At 58.4% G+C, this 15951-nt stretch carries 10 protein-coding genes and 4 pseudogenes; 8 read left to right on the top strand and 6 right to left on the bottom strand.

The window, feature by feature from the left end:
• Positions 1-183 precede the first annotated feature (183 nt).
• The 3 genes and pseudogenes from XI09_RS13210 to XI09_RS13200 form a co-directional block, all read left to right on the top strand.
• Positions 184-1277: pseudogene (locus XI09_RS13210) on the top strand (IS3 family transposase); the annotation flags it as partial.
• 242 nt (positions 1278-1519) lie between these two features.
• Positions 1520-2143: a hypothetical protein gene (locus XI09_RS13205; protein WP_271567226.1), complete on the top strand. Its 624-nt coding sequence runs from the start codon at positions 1520-1522 to the stop codon at positions 2141-2143.
• Positions 2144-3251: 1108 nt separating this feature from the next.
• Positions 3252-3602 carry a hypothetical protein gene (locus XI09_RS13200; protein ID WP_271567225.1) on the top strand — a complete coding sequence of 117 codons (351 nt, stop codon included), beginning with the start codon at positions 3252-3254 and terminating at the stop codon, positions 3600-3602.
• A gap of 81 nt (positions 3603-3683) precedes the next feature.
• Here the strand turns inward: XI09_RS13200 and XI09_RS13195 are convergent, their stop codons facing one another.
• Both XI09_RS13195 and XI09_RS13190 read right to left on the bottom strand, forming a co-directional pair.
• Complete coding sequence (locus tag XI09_RS13195) at positions 3684-4181, bottom strand: hypothetical protein (protein WP_271567224.1); 498 nt, start codon at positions 4179-4181, stop codon at positions 3684-3686.
• A gap of 713 nt (positions 4182-4894) precedes the next feature.
• Positions 4895-5521: a hypothetical protein gene (locus XI09_RS13190; RefSeq protein ID WP_271567223.1), complete on the bottom strand. Its 627-nt coding sequence runs from the start codon at positions 5519-5521 to the stop codon at positions 4895-4897.
• A 1476-nt stretch (positions 5522-6997) separates the two neighbouring features.
• On the opposite strand from XI09_RS13190, the gene XI09_RS13180 reads away from it, so the two are divergent.
• On the top strand, positions 6998-8458 hold the full coding sequence (locus XI09_RS13180) for an SAM-dependent DNA methyltransferase (protein WP_271567222.1): 1461 nt from the start codon (positions 6998-7000) through the stop codon (positions 8456-8458).
• Positions 8445-9452, top strand: coding sequence for a hypothetical protein (locus tag XI09_RS13175; RefSeq protein WP_271567221.1), 1008 nt, complete (start codon positions 8445-8447; stop codon positions 9450-9452). The genes XI09_RS13180 and XI09_RS13175 overlap by 14 nt, the downstream gene beginning before the upstream one ends.
• A 985-nt stretch (positions 9453-10437) precedes the next feature.
• Here XI09_RS13175 and XI09_RS13170 read toward each other — a convergent pair.
• From XI09_RS13170 to XI09_RS13160, 3 genes and pseudogenes are all read right to left on the bottom strand, one after another.
• Positions 10438-10818, bottom strand: coding sequence for a hypothetical protein (locus XI09_RS13170; RefSeq protein WP_271567220.1), 381 nt, complete (start codon positions 10816-10818; stop codon positions 10438-10440).
• A 300-nt stretch (positions 10819-11118) separates the two neighbouring features.
• Positions 11119-11514: pseudogene (locus tag XI09_RS13165) on the bottom strand (IS3 family transposase); the annotation flags it as partial.
• Positions 11511-11798, bottom strand: a complete 288-nt coding sequence (locus XI09_RS13160; RefSeq protein ID WP_271567218.1) for a transposase — start codon at positions 11796-11798, stop codon at positions 11511-11513. The gene XI09_RS13160 and the pseudogene XI09_RS13165, both read right to left, overlap by 4 nt.
• 679 nt (positions 11799-12477) lie before the next feature.
• Between XI09_RS13160 and XI09_RS13155 the strand changes: the two are divergent.
• Positions 12478-12665: pseudogene (locus XI09_RS13155) on the top strand (3-methyl-2-oxobutanoate hydroxymethyltransferase); the annotation flags it as partial.
• 776 nt (positions 12666-13441) lie between these two features.
• Here XI09_RS13155 and XI09_RS13145 read toward each other — a convergent pair.
• A complete protein-coding gene (locus tag XI09_RS13145) occupies positions 13442-13681 on the bottom strand; it encodes a hypothetical protein (protein ID WP_271567216.1) in 240 nt (79 codons plus the stop codon).
• 1019 nt (positions 13682-14700) lie between these two features.
• Between XI09_RS13145 and XI09_RS46130 the strand changes: the two genes are divergently transcribed.
• Both XI09_RS46130 and XI09_RS13140 read left to right on the top strand, forming a co-directional pair.
• Positions 14701-14955, top strand: coding sequence for a hypothetical protein (locus XI09_RS46130; RefSeq protein WP_442869582.1), 255 nt, complete (start codon positions 14701-14703; stop codon positions 14953-14955).
• A gap of 584 nt (positions 14956-15539) precedes the next feature.
• Positions 15540-15800 (top strand): annotated as a pseudogene (locus XI09_RS13140) (transposase domain-containing protein); the annotation flags it as partial.
• Between the last annotated feature and the right edge of the window lie 151 nt (positions 15801-15951).

Raw genomic sequence — 15951 nt, 5'->3', positions numbered from 1 at the left:
GTGCGTCCGAGAACGTCTCCGAAGGTGGCGTGGAAGTTGTCTGTCCTTCGTGTGAAACGCCGTTCTCTGGCTATTGCTTCAATAGTATGGGCGATTGCCAGATCACGTGAAGTGGACCCCGGATTTTGGACCGGCGGCTTAGGTGGTGCGGATGCCGTTCCGTTTTGATAAACGGAGCGGACCATGAAGAAGACGAGACGGAAAATCGATGCAGCGCTGAAGGCAAAGATCGCCTTGGAGGCGCTGCGAGAACAGTCAACGGTGACGGATCTGGCGCAGCGCTACCAGGTGCATGTGAACCAGATTTATGCGTGGAAGAAGCAGCTTCAGGATCAAGCGGTTCGGGCGTTTGACGCGGGCGCTGGTCGGGATGGCGAGGCGGCCCACGAACTGGAGGTCGAGAAGCTCCACGCCAAGATCGGACAATTGACGGTCGAGCGAGATTTCTTAGCCAGGAGGTCCGGAAGATGAGCGCGCCGGATCGCCGAGGATTGCTTCAGCGCGATCATGAGAGTCTATCGATCCGCCGGCAATGCCAACTGCTGGGCGTTGCGCGATCGAGCGTATATCGGCCGCCGCGGCCGGCCAATGACAACGACCTTGAGCTGATGCGACGGATCGACCAGCTGTTCACGGCCTGGCCGTTCCTGGGCTCGCGGCGGATGACGGCGATGCTCAATGGCGAAGGCCGTCGCATCAATCGCAAGCGCGTGCAGCGATTGATGCGCAAAATGGGCATCGCGGCGCTGGGACCAAAGCCCAGAACCACAAAGCCGGCGCCGGGACACAAGATCTTCCCGTATCTCCTGCGCCATATGGTGATCGACCGGCCAAATCAAGTGTGGGCGGCCGATATCACCTATGTGCCGATCGGCCAGGGCTTTCTATATCTGGTGGCGATCATCGATTGGGCGAGCCGTGCGGTACTGGCCTGGCGCCTGTCGAACACGATGGACACATCGTTCTGCGTGTCTGCGCTCGAAGAGGCCTTGGCGCGTTTCGGCCGGCCTGAGATCTTCAATACCGACCAGGGCAGCCAGTTCACCAGCGCCGCCTTCACCGGCACGCTGGCCGCCACCGGCGTCAGGATCTCGATGGACGGTCGCGGCCGCTGGATGGACAACGTGTTCATCGAGCGGCTGTGGCGCTCGCTCAAATACGAGGACATCTATCTCAAGGGTTATTCGGATGGCCACGAGGCCAAAGCAGGTATCGCCCGATGGATCGAATTTTACAATTTCCAGCGCCCCCATCAAGCGCTGGAAAACCGCGCGCCGATGGCGGTCTGGCGGGCCGGTGTCACCGGCGCATTCGGCGAAGAGGCTGTGGATATGACGCTTCTCGCAAGCGAGAAGCTTGGACAACGCTGCGCGTTGCCCACACCCCCACAGCCCCAACAGCAGCAAGCAAGAGTAGCGTAAAGTATTGGGAAGAACGAACGGCAGCAGCTCCACTTAAGAACCGGACCCGGTGGTCCTCAGCAAAGGGTCCACTTCACACGCTCGATGACTATCCTGATGTGGAAATCGACTCCGAACTTGCTGAGTATTCCTATGACGAAGATTGGGTGACGTACGAGGCGCCCGATCATCCCAAGGCGATCCTGATTGATCTCTATCACCATGCAAGAGACCTCCTTGCAGAACACGGTGGTGGTGGCGCCCATCTGCTGAACAGGATGATCTTTGCGCAACAAATCGAAGGGCTTCAGGCGTACCTTGCCGATACCCTCATAAATTTAGTCAAGAATGACTCTGACGCGATGAAGCGGTTGATCACAGGGGACAGCGATCTGCTGGCCAAAAAGTTCTCACTGTCCGAGATCTCCGCAAATGCGCAACCTATCGAACAAGAAGTGCTGTCGCATTTGCGTTCGATCGTCTATCACAACATCCCAAAAGTACGCGCGCTTTACAAGATTGCAGCAAATGTGGACATCTTCGAGATGCTCGGTGCGTCGAAGGATCGTCTTTTTAAAGCAATTGAGTATCGCCACGACTGTGTGCATCGTAAATGGACGAGACAGCCAAGGCAACTTACTCGAGGTGTTCACGAAGCCTTACGTTCAGGAGACGGCAGACCTGATAAAAGATTTCGTCCAGAAGCTAGAGACGGAGCTATATTCGCAGAGCGATGTGGATGATTGGGACTTGCCATTTTGAGCCGTTCGTCTGACTTCGTAGCAGCAGCGCTGATTTCACTTTTGCTGTTCCGAGCTGACAGACGGAGGCCAGTGCTGCGGCAGCGGTCACAACGCGGGAGATCTTTGACCAAGACATCATCCGTGCGCAGAAGCCCGCGGCGCGAGGCACTCGCGGCTATGGCGATCGCTGGGGGCGGTGACCCCGCGTCCTGGTCGGATCGCGAATTCTTGCCTTCGACGTGCATGCAGGGCGGAATAGTCAACGGGCACATCCAAGGATTCGACTACGGTTGCGCGCTGTCGCAAGTGACTGTATGACTCCCCAGATGAGGCGTATAAATAGGTGAGTCTTGTCAGTGAGTTAGGCTCATCAGTGACTGAGGTTAGATCCCTCTTGCCCCAGCCAGCACCCGCTGAATTCTTCGCACGCGGTTGGAAATAGAGATTCTAAGGCTCGGTCGAGAATCGCTAAGCAATCATTGCGTTAGGCTGGCATGTTTTCATCGTGCAATAGAGGGTTGCGGCGAGGCATCGGTCATGACAGCTTGTTCATGTTATCGCCGAGCAAACTGAGAATTTCCTGCGCTTGGTCGTAAGCGTAGTGGTCGCGCATTTGACCGAGATCACCGGGTCCGTCCACGCGCGGAATCAGCATACGGTGGCGAGCCGCCTCTCGGATGAATTGCGAGATCCGATCCGCACCATAGATGCGGCAGTGTTTCAACCCAGGGATTGTTTCTAACGCGGTATGTGAAAGCTCCGGCGCGGCCACCGTCGTGCAAGCTGAACGGTTTGGGCCCAGACTTCGGATAGCCGGGGCCACTCTTTGCATTGTGGCGCAACATTGCGTTGGCCCAGCATCAGCCGCCGCCGCGGCTATTCGCGTTCACGAACGCTCCCCCATGTTGCTGGAACTCATGGGGCGGAGGCCGGTTCATACGTGATGATCCGCGATAGTGCGGGATCGACGGCAAGTTCCGGGCTGTGGTATTGAAGGAGCAGCCCGGCGCGGTGCGGACGACGGCTGTTGGGTTAGCATCAGAACAGAGAAGGAACGTTTGCTGGAGCAGCATTTGCAGCGGCTGCGCGAATACAGGAGTTTCCGCCAATGCCCTTACCGTTCTCCGCATCAACAGATCCTCCTGGCCATCAGACTTGGAATGAGTTGGGATTAGCCTCAATCGTGCTATTGGTCATTGCGGCTATTGCTGCCGGAGGTGGCTTGCTGGGCCACCTGATTGAGCCGCCTAAGGCTATCTTTCTCATCCTGTTGGCGATGGTGGTTTGGTCGATTGGCGGCTGGCTTTTTGGCGGGTGGCGCCCCGTTCTAGCGGGACTTGCGGCGCTGACCGCGGCCCTTTCTGCTTCAAACAGCGACTACGTTCTATCCGCCGCTCTCTCTGGCCTCTTGTTCGTATTTCTCTCGACACAAATGCACATCGTCTATCCAAGGCGATAGTATCAAGGGCCTCATCCGGGGCCCTCTCACTTTTCTGTTTAATCTCAGTGTTCTTGCACGCCGCGTCGCCTCGATTGCGGGTCAAGGCTTCCGTACATCGATGACGAGAGTGCGTCTCCATACCGATGTTTCGCAAACAATGCGCGGCGCGTACTGGCGGCAAATTGACTCGAATAGATCAGGAACGCACGCGCCTCGATAATTGCCGGCGACTGAAATCTTCTTCGCTGGATCTCTTATGAGCAACTCCACGCGGGTTTCGCTTTGAAGATCATTACGTATCTGCTCTAGTTCTCTTCCCGGTGTGTTTAGAGCAACGAAATATGCGTCTTTGAGAGTCCTATATCCTTCATAAACACCGTAGCCGACGCCGATGAGTATCACTGCTGTCACTACAACACCGAGCGGCCCGTTCCCTTTCGTGACGACCTTTATCTTTTCATAGCCGACGCTCAGGGAGCCGCTACTCCGTAACACCAAGAAGCCAAGCCAGACAATTAGGGCAGCCGCCACGACCAGCGCCGGTATCCAAAATGTCCAGCCCCACTCTAGAAATACGCACCATGGGAGTTCAGGCATTTGAGCTACTCTTGGGGCAAGTATCTCGTGACGAGGACGGCGAATGGATGCCTAACCACAATGTATCCAGCACCGACTGTGAAGCTCGCGTCATCGATCGTTGTTGAGAATTCTGAAGTACTCCCCAGGAATACTTTGCTGACTTGATCGGAGTACTTGTCTGCGAAGATCTTAACGGCCTTGTCGAGCGATCTCACCTGGCCAGCGTTCAACTCCCCGTGCGGTGGGCGAAGGTACGCGCCTCGCATGAATATTGGCAACGCCTCCGACAGAAACCTCGGTTGACTTAGGGCCGCTCTGTCATTCCTTCTAAGAAGTCGTAGAAAGGTCTCCAAGACTTCGTAGACTTTCGAGGGGTCGGCCGCATCGATCCCAAGAGCCGACGCAATCCGCGGGTCTGCGCTGAGACCGCCAAATTCGATCTCACAAGAGGTCCCACCCTTTCGAGTGATCGTCGTGCAGGCCGCTTTGGTCCCGTATGCTTCCCATGGGGCCTCCTTGAACGTGCAAGAACACGCCGGCGACTGCGCCTGTGCAGGTGCGACCAAAAATAGAAATAGCACGGCTGAAACCAGCCGCGTTGTGATCATTCTGTATTGAGCGTTTTGGCTGCGGCACACGTCGGGGCTCCCCATGCGGATTATGGGTTTTGGCGCGCCGCCTGCCTCAATCGAGGACGGGCAGGCGGCGAAATGAATGTATGAAGCGCTAGGCTACGGCGTTACGACCTGGCCCGCTCTTGTCATCAAGCTATTCTGACTGGCCACGGTGTACGGGTCGTTCTGATCATTTCGCGGATAGATCCGGTAGGTTGCCCAGCCGTTAGCTAATGGGGTCTTATGTATCGCGATCCGCAAATACGGCTTGGCAGCCGCCGGGTTTGGAAACACGAACAAATCTCTCGAACCCTCGACAAACATATTTGATCCAGTCGGGGTAGCTCCGCTCACTGGATCAGTGACGAGGCGGCTCTTCGCGATGCCGATGCTGTGCCAGCTTCCGGCCGCTCCCGTGTCGGAAACGGCGCCCTCGATTTCGGTGATGCCATTTGTGTGCTGAACAACGATCAGATCTCTGACGATGGCAGCGGCGGTGAACCGATAGGTTACATTGGCGCGCGCAGAGTCGGGGGTGTTGTTAGATGCGTAGTGGTGGTCGTGCATCGCGAATGGCACGGGAGTAAAGACGAACGGTGCTGGCTCGACCAAATATCCAATCCCGATCCGCGCAGGGTCTACAATCGGAAAGTCGATTTGCCATTTGTTGTGCCGCAAGGGCATGCAGTCCGCATCGCAGGAATTCGCGGGAATTTGGATCGTTTGAATGCGAATGGCGGTCATGGGAAAACTCCGAAAATGAAAATATTGGAAAATTGCACGTTAGATTATAGACAGCCGACGGGCTATTTCAATTAAAGATTGCATGCAGCCGGATGCGCTGATGCGGTAGGCGAGCCTCTATAGAGTAGAGAGGGCGTAATCCGTACTCACCTCGATGGCCGCCAAGATCGCCAGGCTCGCAGCGCACATAGCGCGATCGAAAGATAGGCCTGAGCCATCTATCGCCGCCGCACTGACCATCTGTCTCTTCGCCCCTGCGATAGACTTGGTGCGTTATATTGCAATCAACAGAATGCCGCCCTAGCTAGTTATCTTCATTCAGCATACTCTCGTCCTGTACCCATTTGCGGCGCACTTTCCTGAGTTTTGGACGATTTCCTGCATCGCACAGGAGTTTCGCGGCGGAATTTACCTCAGGCGCCAGCGGATCATGCGAGACTACCGAGTAGCCGCCCACATCCTCGAGATTGTGCAAAAAAACAACCGCCTAACTTCCGAGGTGCTCGCCGAAATGGCCGGGCTTTCTGCTGCCGCCCTGTCAACGACGACTGATGAGGCTCCGCTCAGAGAGCATCATTGAAGCGACGTCTCAATCGTCTCCACGGTGGGAAGATCCGCGGGAGGCGCGCCTCCCTTGCGAAATCGATCCTATCTGCCATTGCTACATGATGCGTTAGGGCGGCTTCAGTCCTAGACACGGGGACTTGCCGGATCGGCTAGCATGACCAAGCGCTCACAAGGATTTCGTTTCCAACTTCTGACACCGTGCAAAGTCTGTCAGGTTCAAAACACCGGCTGCGTTTGGGGCGCCTTGGAATTTTCAAAGCGTAGTCAGGCGCTTGATGCGTGCCGACCGAGATGGCACGCCTGTTGCTATCGGGATCAGAAACACGGAGTGAGGGCTGAGCGCACACCAGATCCGCAAAACGAGTGATGCTCTCCTTCTCTTGAACCCGTGTGCTCAGTTTCTGGCGCTTGTAGCATTTGCCAATGACAAAGCCGGAAGCGACATCGAGCGCGGCAAACAGCGTGGTCGTACCATGCCGCAGGAGGTCCTTAGCGGCGGCTTTCAGATCGAACGGCCATTTCCGTTTGGTGCTATCGGTCGCCGAATGGCGTCTCTAGGTGACGGCAGTCGAGATCGCCTTTGGCGCAATAGCGCTGGATTGCTCGGATAGGGCGAGGGTGTCCGGCGTGCGCGTAGCGCTCCGCGGCCTCCTCGACGGAGAGGGAAATTCGCTGTCGTCGGTTGTCGCGACCGGTCGCGGCGGGTCGTCGGTCATGTGGTTGATGATACCCGGCTTGGACCCGACCCTCGCCGGTTATCCCCATGACCTGCCGACTATCGGCGGGCGCATGCGTTCCCCGTTGCCCAGCCGACACGCCGACCTGTGAATCATCTGGAAAAATCTGGGAGGGTACTTTACTGCGCATCCTCCGGTGTAGACTTACAACCGATTCGCGAGGAGGAAGAGCGTGCGTCGCTTAACCCAGAAGGAAGCGGGCGCCTACTACACCCCCGATCCTGTCGTCACAAGCCTGTTGCAGTGGGCGGTCCGTCATGACGAGGATCGTCTGCTCGATCCCTCATGCGGCGACGGACGCTTCATTGCCGGGCACCGGAACGCCGTCGGCATTGAGCAGGACCTTCAGGCTACGCAGACGGCAATGGGGCGGGCGCCCTGGGCCCTTGTCCACGAAGGCGACTTCTTCTCTTGGGCAGCCGAGACGGCCGAGCGCTTCGAGTGTGCCGCCGGCAATCCGCCGTTCATTCGTTACCAGACCTTTAATGGGGAGATGCGCGCCCGCGCGATGGCACTGTGCGCGTCCCTCGGTGCACAGTTTTCCGGCCTGGCGTCGTCATGGGCGCCGTTCCTTGTCGGCACTGCCTCGCTCCTGAAGCCGGGTGGCCGGATGGCGTTCGTAGTCCCGGCTGAAATCGGGCACGCACCATACGCCGCACCGTTGCTGGAGTACCTGGTGAGCCGCTTCAATACGGTTCATGTTGTGGCGGTTCAGTCGAAGCTCTTTCCGGAGCTCTCCGAAGACTGTTGGCTGCTGTACACCGACGGATTTGAGGGAACGACGCAGGAGATCCGGCTTTCGATCCTTGACCGCTTCCGACCGTCCGGCCGGCCGCCCCGCGAGTTTACACGGGTGAGCGTGCGTGAATGGCGATCGGAGTGGAACCGACGCCTTCGGCCGTACCTGATTTCTCAGCACGCCCGGGAGCTATACCGACAGGTCGCGACAAGCGGCGACACGCCTCGCCTCGGCGATCTGGCGAGTGTCGGCATCGGTTATGTGAGCGGCGCGAACGATTTTTTCCATCTGCGGCCGAGCGAGGCGGAGAAGTGGGACGTTCCGGGCAAATTGCTCCATCCGACGGTCCGGAATGGTCGTGCGCTTCCGGCCACGCGCGTCACGACTGCGATTGTTGAGCGCTGGAAACGAAACGACGATCCGATACTCCTGCTCAAGCTGTCGAAAACGGATGATCTGCCGCGAAGCGTCCGGCGCTATCTCAACACCGAAGCCGGCCTTGAAGCTCGCCAGGCCTATAAGTGCCGCGTACGCGATCCATGGTACTCGGTCCCTGACGTGCAGGTGCCGGACTATTTCTTGTCGTATATGTCCGGATTAGAACCGAGCCTTGTTCGGAACGATGCGCACTGCACCTGCACCAACTCCGTGCATAGCGTTCGGCTCAAGAGCGCGTCGGCAAAGCGCTACCTCGCGACGTGGGGAAGCGAGTTCGTGCAGCTGAGCTGCGAACTCGAAGGTCATCCGCTCGGCGGCGGCATGCTCAAGCTTGAGCCGCGGGAAGCGACACAAGTCGCGCTCCCGTCGCGTCGTGCGATCGAGCGCCTGCCGGGAGCCATAGTCGCTGAGGCCGTCCGTACCCTGCGTACCTGGAGGCACTATGGCGAAAGCTGATGCTTCGCCCTGCCGCTGGATCAGCGGACTCCAAGCATTCAGGGAATTTGCGACTCACGAGGGCAAGACGCAGAGCGCGCGGCATATCAAGCCGCTGCACTGGTACATCGCGTGCCGTTTGGTGCTCGAAGGTGGTTTTCACCCGGACGACATCACGCCGCGCCCGCCCTTCGTCGTCGAGACGAAGAAGGGGCGCAAGGGTCGCGTGCGCAATATCTTGAAGTTCGGTCCCAGTGCAGGCGGAACCGGCGAGCAAGTCATCCTCGGCGGGCTCAAGACTAAGAACGTCGATGTGGTCGTGCAGAAGAAGACCGTCGGCCCGGTTCTCGCGATTTCGTGCAAAGGTGTGACGAAGGCCTTCCGGAATCTCACGAACCGGATGGAAGAGACGATCGGCGAGTGCACGAACCTGCACATTACCTATCCGGCAATGGTGGTCGGATATTTCTCAATTTTGCGCGCGAACCGCACGATCGAAGATGCGCTTGAAGCGCCGGATTTGGACGAGGAAGACACGCCAGCCGAGGTCGAGTCTGACTCCGAGACCGAGGCTTCGGAGCTGACGCCGAAGAAAGTGGAAAAGCTGAAGGCCAACGACATCGCCATCCTCGAAGATGGAAGCGTTGTCGACGGCATCGTTCGCTTTCACGCCGCACTTCGTGAAATGACGTCGCGCCGCGGTTTGCGTGACGAGATCAGCCGATATGAAGCCATGGCGATGGCGCTCATTGAGCCCCGAGGAAGCGAGGCAGGAGATGTCGTCAGCTCCTTCCCACCAAACGAGAGTCCGCTGCACCTGAGCCAATTCTTTGCAACGTTGTACCGCCGATACGAAGAACGTTTCGTGCTCGGCGCGCCGTTGCTTGCGGATCGAGGGATTACGACACGGCTCGACTGGGACCCGGATTCGCCCGTATTCTCCCGACCAATGCCCGAGGCGAAAGACTGGCCGGAGCTCGACTTCGAGCCTCGTCTAGCGACGCCTGCCACGTAGAAACTATGAACCCCCGATCATTCGCAATCCGGGCGGTGACATAATGCGAGACGGCGCGGTGACGGCGTTGGAAGCCCGCTCGCGATCCGAAAATAGGAATCCTCAGATTTGCCTTCAAGGCGAACGGACGCACCCGTCGCGACCCGTCGTGCCTTGTAGCGACCGGTCGTGGCTTGCCGCATTCGATCGCGACGGTTCGTGCCGTGTCGCGCCCACCAGAAATCCCACAGAACCCCTGCAATCAAACGTGCTCGAACGTGATCGGACGCGTTTGAGCAACACTGATTTCGCTGGCACGGTAGGGTACTGCGCTCATAACGGTCTGGCTGCAGGTTTGAGTCCTGCCGGGCCCACCAGCCGGCTATTTCCGCGTTGATTTTCCACGGCTATTTCCTCGATTTGTCTCACTACCCTTTTTTGTCCCAACCGATGAGACACTTTTCCGCTGGCGGTACTCCTCGAAGCGCGCACTTATCCCACTTGATTTCAGGACGACCACGATCCTGGCCACGAACATGTCGACGATCGAGAACTTGTTCCAAGCCCCCTTAGAATCTTGCGTCTCTGGCAAAAGGCCGTTTCGCTTGCGGTCCGTATGGAAGGTGCTGATCGAATACCCAGCAGCTCTCATCAGCGTAGCCGGCAAGAACCTTCTGTCGGTGACTATCGACACGGCAATCGGGATCCCGGTGAGTTGGCAGCACGCCGCCTTCTCGATCTTACGCGTCTGAGCAAGTCTGCGTCTGGCCGTTTCCACCACCTTTCCTACCCCTCCGCATACGTGCCTACAAAACCCTCGCGAAAATGGGGGCCCGGCTCCTCGCACCGGACCCCCACGTGAAGCCTCCGAGGCAGTCAGACGCGCGTAAGCAGAATCATCGGATCATCAGCCTCAGTCTGTCTGCAGCTCAGCGTCGTTGTTGGTATGCTTCCACCAGGTTTTGCCGCCCGCTGTCTGTCGATAGGCGTGCTCCTGGTTCACCAGTCAGTCGAAGCTGCCGGAGGGCTCTTCCTCGTCGCCGCTCAGTTCGTCGTCGACGTCGGGCTCGCGACCGTCGTGCTCATCCTCCAAATCGTCCGCTCCGCTCTCCGCCCAAGCCACCTGCGTTCCCTCGTTCGAGCGTTGATGCTCGCTCCACCAGGTCGCCGGGTTGGCCTCCGGATGCTCCTCGATCGCCCTGAGGGACGGCTCGCCAGCCTGGCCGGCGGCCCATGTCCTCTGGTCGAACTGGCGCCGGCCAGCGAGGCTGCCGAGTTCGGGCTCGTCGTCGCCCGTGAAGGCCGCGCTGGTGAACTGGCTGCCCTGATCGGTGTTGAAGATTTGCGGCTTCGGATGCACGCCGTCATAACTGTCCGGCGACATCATCAGCATTCCACCTGTTAAGCCGTGTAGACGGAGGCGACATTTCAGCCCTCAGATGCGGGTGAACCGGTTCGTGTTCCTCAACCTTCCAATACTTCAGCCTCGGGGACCATCTCGGCTTAACGGCTTCGCCTCAATCCCCTTTACCTGCGGGCTACGTCACCCTGCCAGTTGACGACAGGTCACCGCCGCTTGGGCTCATGTCCCCTCACAGCAGGGAACAAGTCATATTTTTTTCTCAGTCCTCCTTTCTCTTTTTGCATTCCAGTCATACGCTCCCCCAACTGTGGGGCGAGGCGCACTGTAGGTGATGTCGGTCGCCCAGACCTGGTTCGGCCGGGCGATGGTCATGCCGCGCAGCAGATAGGGATAGATCAGGTGCCCCGGCGCAGGCTTGCTGGTGCGCGGCTTCGGCCCCAGTGCCTCGATCCCCATCTTGCGCATCAGCCGCTGCGCGCGCTTGCGGTTGATCGGCACGCCATCCTCGCTCAGCAGCCACGCCATCCGCCGCGAGCCCAGAAACGGCCGCGCGGTGAACAGTTCGTCGATCTGGCGCATCAGCGTCAGATCGTCGTCATTGGCTGGCTGCGGCGTCCGGTCAACGCCCGAGCGCGACAGCCCGAGCAGTCGGCACTGGTGGCGGATCGACAGCACGCCATGCGCGCGGTTGAGCTTCGCCCTGCGGTCCGGGACGCTCATCTTCCGGACCTCTTCGCTAAAAAATCCCGCTCCACGACCAACTGCCCGATCTTGGCATGCAGCTTCTCGATCTCACGGTCGCGACCAACGTCCGCCGCCCCCCCAGCGGGATCAAAAGCTCTGGCCGCCTGATCCAGCAGTTGCTTCTTCCAGGAATAAATCTGGTTGGGATGCACCTCGTAGCGCTGCGCCAGATCGGCCACGCTCACCTGTTCACGCAGCCCCTCCAAAGCGATCTTCGCCTTCAGCGCCGCGTCGATCTTCCGTCTCGTCTTCTTCGTCATCGTGCGCTCCGTTTACCAAACGGAACCGCTACATTCCAACTAGGCTTCTGGTCCCAAATCCGGGAGCCACTTTAGTGCAGCTGCAGATGACATTCATCTGTCATGTGAATCAATTGCGAGGTTTGGTAGTTGACTGGGCCCTAGATCGTTGCGTCAAGATGCGCAGGAACTTGGCTCGCGGTGATAGATCAACGCTCATCGCTCGATAAATGATGTGCTTCTGTCATCGATCAATCGCCCGAAATGGTAGGTGCCACTAAGAGAGAAGCGGGTCATCTCCGGGTCGGGAGTTGAGCTGGCGAAGTCGATCTAGGCTTTAGCTCCGTGCTCATGTACGGAAGGGATTCGGGAGCAGAAGCATCAGGGCCGTCCTGAACATAATACTATGCGAGTTCGCCCGTAGCGGAGCGCATGACGCCGCGGAGCACCGTCCTGTCCGGACTGTGACACGGTGCCACTATCAAGCCGTTAGCAGCCGGCGAAGCCCTCGCGCAATCATCAAACCATTTCTTCTCACTCGCTATGTCGATAGGGTCCCTTGAGCCGAACGCAATCTGCGAACGATTGGGGCGCTCAGCAGCAACAGACGAAGCGCCGAGTTAGCTTCATAGCTCGCAGCGGATCGGGTGCTCCTGTGGGCCCATCATGACCGGTAGCCTTCACTCGTGCAGAAAGTCAAATTTCGGACCCTCCTGTTGAACGGGTCACGATTCCAATCCTGCAGCGGTGGAATCAAAAGGGGCGGCGTGTCGCAATGACCACCGCTTACGATGCGGTTACAGCGCGCATCGCCTATCCCATCGTCGATATCATTTTGGTCGGGGATAGGTTGGCAACGCCTGCCTCGGATTCGATAATACGCTGCCGGAGCGATGATTGCGTGTTGCTGATCAATGCCTGGCAGGGCACGTTGACTGGTGGAAGGGGAAGGAGCCGATGGAATTCGCCGCTAAGCCGGCCGGTCAAGGCGGCACCGCTTAAGGTCGCTAAAGACGCAGTGAAGGTATGACGTACCCAAGACTCCGTGCGCACGTATTCCTGGACGTGATGCGCCGCTATGGGGGCCGCGGGTCATGTTACATGGGCCGCCTGCGGCCCGGCATCTTCCCATCAACCAATCAGACTGCATTCCTCAAATTTGTAGGAGCAGACGGCCATCTGGTGGCCCGTGGGGTAATCTCCTGCTGCCCGAATGAAGTCGGAGCTTTCATAAGGCGTTGAATGGGGCGGCCGGCGGCGCAAATACAAGGCGTCCCAATTGGGCGCCTCTATTGCTTCCTCGGATCGCACAGCTTTCGCAGGTAACAGCCCTGGTTTTGAACAGCCGACCTGATTTCATGACTGACGCTAGCCATCCGTGTTTTCGTCTTTCGCCATTTTCCGAGCGCCACAGGTAGTGGAGAGCCTTGAGGGATGACCAGCAAATCATGTTTGTCGTTTACGTACACGTCGAACATGTTCGGCCTTTCCCTGAAACCTTGGTTGTTGCGGATGGCTCTCCACGGTCAGAACCGAGGAAAGAGCGCGTCGACTGGACGCATATCGTATCGCAACCTCGCTACACTGGCATCCGTTTTTGGCCATAGTCGTCGCATGCTCCTAAAAACAAAAGTCCGACATTCGCCGGACTTCGTTGTGAACAGCTATTTCGGATTATGGTCGGCGTACACGATCAATCGCCAGCGAATCGACCCTTGCGCCGGCAAGTGTGTATGGTGTCCTTGCGGCGGCAATACGTGTCCCGATGCAATGCCGATCTCGCGGTGACAGCCCATGCATCGGTAAACGCCGGCAAAGGGCGCCGGAGCTCCCGGCCCGTGATCTTGGTCAAACGCATCGCTAGTAAACTGTTGCAGATAGATCCCATATTTGTAAGTAGCCATTCGACTTCTCTCAATCTACTAATCAGCGCGCATGCGCGGTGGCTAACCTGCGCACGCACCGCGCAGAGGCCCAAATTGCGCCTTCAGGGCATCGGATGGCCAAAGTTAGTCTTAGGATTGCGCTCGCATCGCGCATTTTTTCCCGCCTCGTGCAGTATTTCTGCACCCGAGGTTATCTCGCACGAAGCAGACAACATCCGTTATCGCTTTCTAACGATCGAAGACTGTTAGGCGTCGATGAGAGCTCGGCGCGGGTGAAGATTCCGTTTTCAATTACCTACGTCCGCTACGAGGTTGCCAACCTGCATGGGCAGAACACGCATTCGGGAAGAACTACATTCGCTGAATGGGGCAGCGCTTCCTGCTCCGCCGTCAAGCCATCGCCGAGAGTGGTGGCGTCGAGTACATCTACCAAAGCATCGGCAATTTTTTGGCCACCGGTTATATGGCTTCACTGAACGAGAATGAGGGGCATCATGACAGCACATCGAGACGTTAACCGGCCAAAGGGTATCCAGCGTGTGCGGCCGCTGCCCGACCTGGCGCTGGATCGCCTGTGGGACACGATCATTCTTGCCCTTGAGCTTAAGGCCAGTTGGTCTCACAGGCGATGCTGAACTTCAGTATCCGCGGCAAGGCCGATCGCAGCATACTGCCGCTCCACGGTGCGATCAGCGCTGGTCCGGGTCGTGGCGCTTCAGGTTGGCTGTGACCTCAAAGAAGATCGCGAGCTTCTCGGGTATATCCATATTGACCGCAACACGATGAAAGTGATCGCGACGCCATGCAGTGGCGCGCCAATCATCAACTCCGCGGAAGTGGTGTCCCCTGGAATTCTGCGTGATGGCGCGAAAAGAGCTGGATTTCTGCGGCGCCTGCGTTGCGAGTTTGCAGCAAAACGAACTGCTATCCGGACTAGACTAGAAAAGGACTTAGGTGAGATTGCGAAGGGAGTTCTGTGTTACCAAAGAAATCATGCCGCACGCACGATATCGTGTGGGCCTTACGCCTGGAGCTGACTGCGAGCATGTGGGGCGGCCGTCGACCGCGTAGCAATCGAGACAAATGCCGGGGCTGGCATTGGCGCGGCGGATGGCAATTATGGCACGGCGTTGTCAACGATTCTCGATTTCGCGCGCGAGGTACTTGCACCGCGCGAAATGCTCGTAAAGCTCTCAAAGAGGCCGGCCTTCCGAAGGGCGCAACTGCAAGAGAACCGGATTGTCTTGACTTATCTGAATCCGTATCTTTTATCCGCAATACGACTTACATAGCCCGGCAAATGACCAACATGAGCATCTGCAGCGTGCCCGTATTTGCAATGGCGGACGAGCATTCCATGTCAGGAATCGGCCGTATGGGCGAGGTCAGGCGGCTGATCTCCATTGCGGACGCACGGCGCGACATCGCCGGACAGCGCGCTTGAGCAGAAGCCGGAAAGTCTCCAACCCAGCGTTGGTCTCGAGGATCCGGCTATGTGTGTGAGCTGCGGCCTTACGAGCGTTGTTCCGGCGGCGCTTTGCGCCGAGGGCGCGTGATGAGGATCGACTGTGAGGTGCATGCGTTCCGCCGAAAGAGCCGCCAGGCCGCGCCCATCATCAACGGCTCCATGGAAACGCTGGAAGGCGCCGCGCGTGAATCCAGGATCACCGGGCTGGTCCTGGTCCAGCCTGACTTCCTGAACGGCGACCCGACCGAGCTCTTCGCCCAGGCGAGCCAGACCCGGATGCCGGCCAGACTCATTCCGCCCCTCATGCAGCCAGTGGCGCCTGAGGTGCTGGAGGAGTGGGGTCGATCAGGCGCCGTGGGCTTGGCGCTAACCCTCACCGATCTCGATCCACTGGCTGAGTCCCTTGAGGCGGTCCTCCGCGCGTTGAGAGGCATCGCCTTGGGGCGGCGCAACTGGACCTTCGCTGGCAGCCAGCGCGGTGCCGATCGGGCCGCCATCATGCTGACGATGATCACGACCTGTCGCCTCAACGACGTCGATCCCAAGGCCTGGCTCGCCGACGTCCTCGCCCGGATCGCCGATCTTCCTACGTCGCGGCTGCACGAACTGCTGCCCTGGGAATGGAAGCTCCTGCGCCAAGCCAATCCCACCGATCAGCAAGCCGCCTGACCTTCACCCCGCCGATCATAGAACTAACTGTACCCGCGCGCATGCGTCAATCAGGCGGTCCTCGTCGTCTTACGATTACCCACATTTTTTGAGGTGCAGTGAGTCGAAAAACTTGAGTCGCCAGAATCGCTTGTGATTCTTTGATGGGCAC

It is taken from the genome of Bradyrhizobium sp. CCBAU 11386 (assembly GCF_028128955.1).
In the GTDB taxonomy this organism is placed as follows: domain Bacteria; phylum Pseudomonadota; class Alphaproteobacteria; order Rhizobiales; family Xanthobacteraceae; genus Bradyrhizobium.
This window is presented reverse-complemented; position numbering and strand designations above follow the sequence as displayed.

Bases quoted from the DNA above. Each gene is read 5' to 3' on its own strand.
- XI09_RS13190 (WP_271567223.1), bottom strand. From the start codon at position 5,521: ATGACCGCCATTCGCATTCAAACGATCCAAATTCCCGCGAATTCCTGC.
- XI09_RS13200 (WP_271567225.1), top strand. From the start codon at position 3,252: ATGCCCTTACCGTTCTCCGCATCAACAGATCCTCCTGGCCATCAGACT.
- XI09_RS13170 (WP_271567220.1), bottom strand. From the start codon at position 10,818: ATGATGTCGCCGGACAGTTATGACGGCGTGCATCCGAAGCCGCAAATC.
- XI09_RS13195 (WP_271567224.1), bottom strand. From the start codon at position 4,181: ATGCCTGAACTCCCATGGTGCGTATTTCTAGAGTGGGGCTGGACATTT.
- XI09_RS13175 (WP_271567221.1), top strand. From the start codon at position 8,445: ATGGCGAAAGCTGATGCTTCGCCCTGCCGCTGGATCAGCGGACTCCAA.
- XI09_RS13145 (WP_271567216.1), bottom strand. From the start codon at position 13,681: ATGGCTACTTACAAATATGGGATCTATCTGCAACAGTTTACTAGCGAT.
- XI09_RS13160 (WP_271567218.1), bottom strand. From the start codon at position 11,798: ATGACGAAGAAGACGAGACGGAAGATCGACGCGGCGCTGAAGGCGAAG.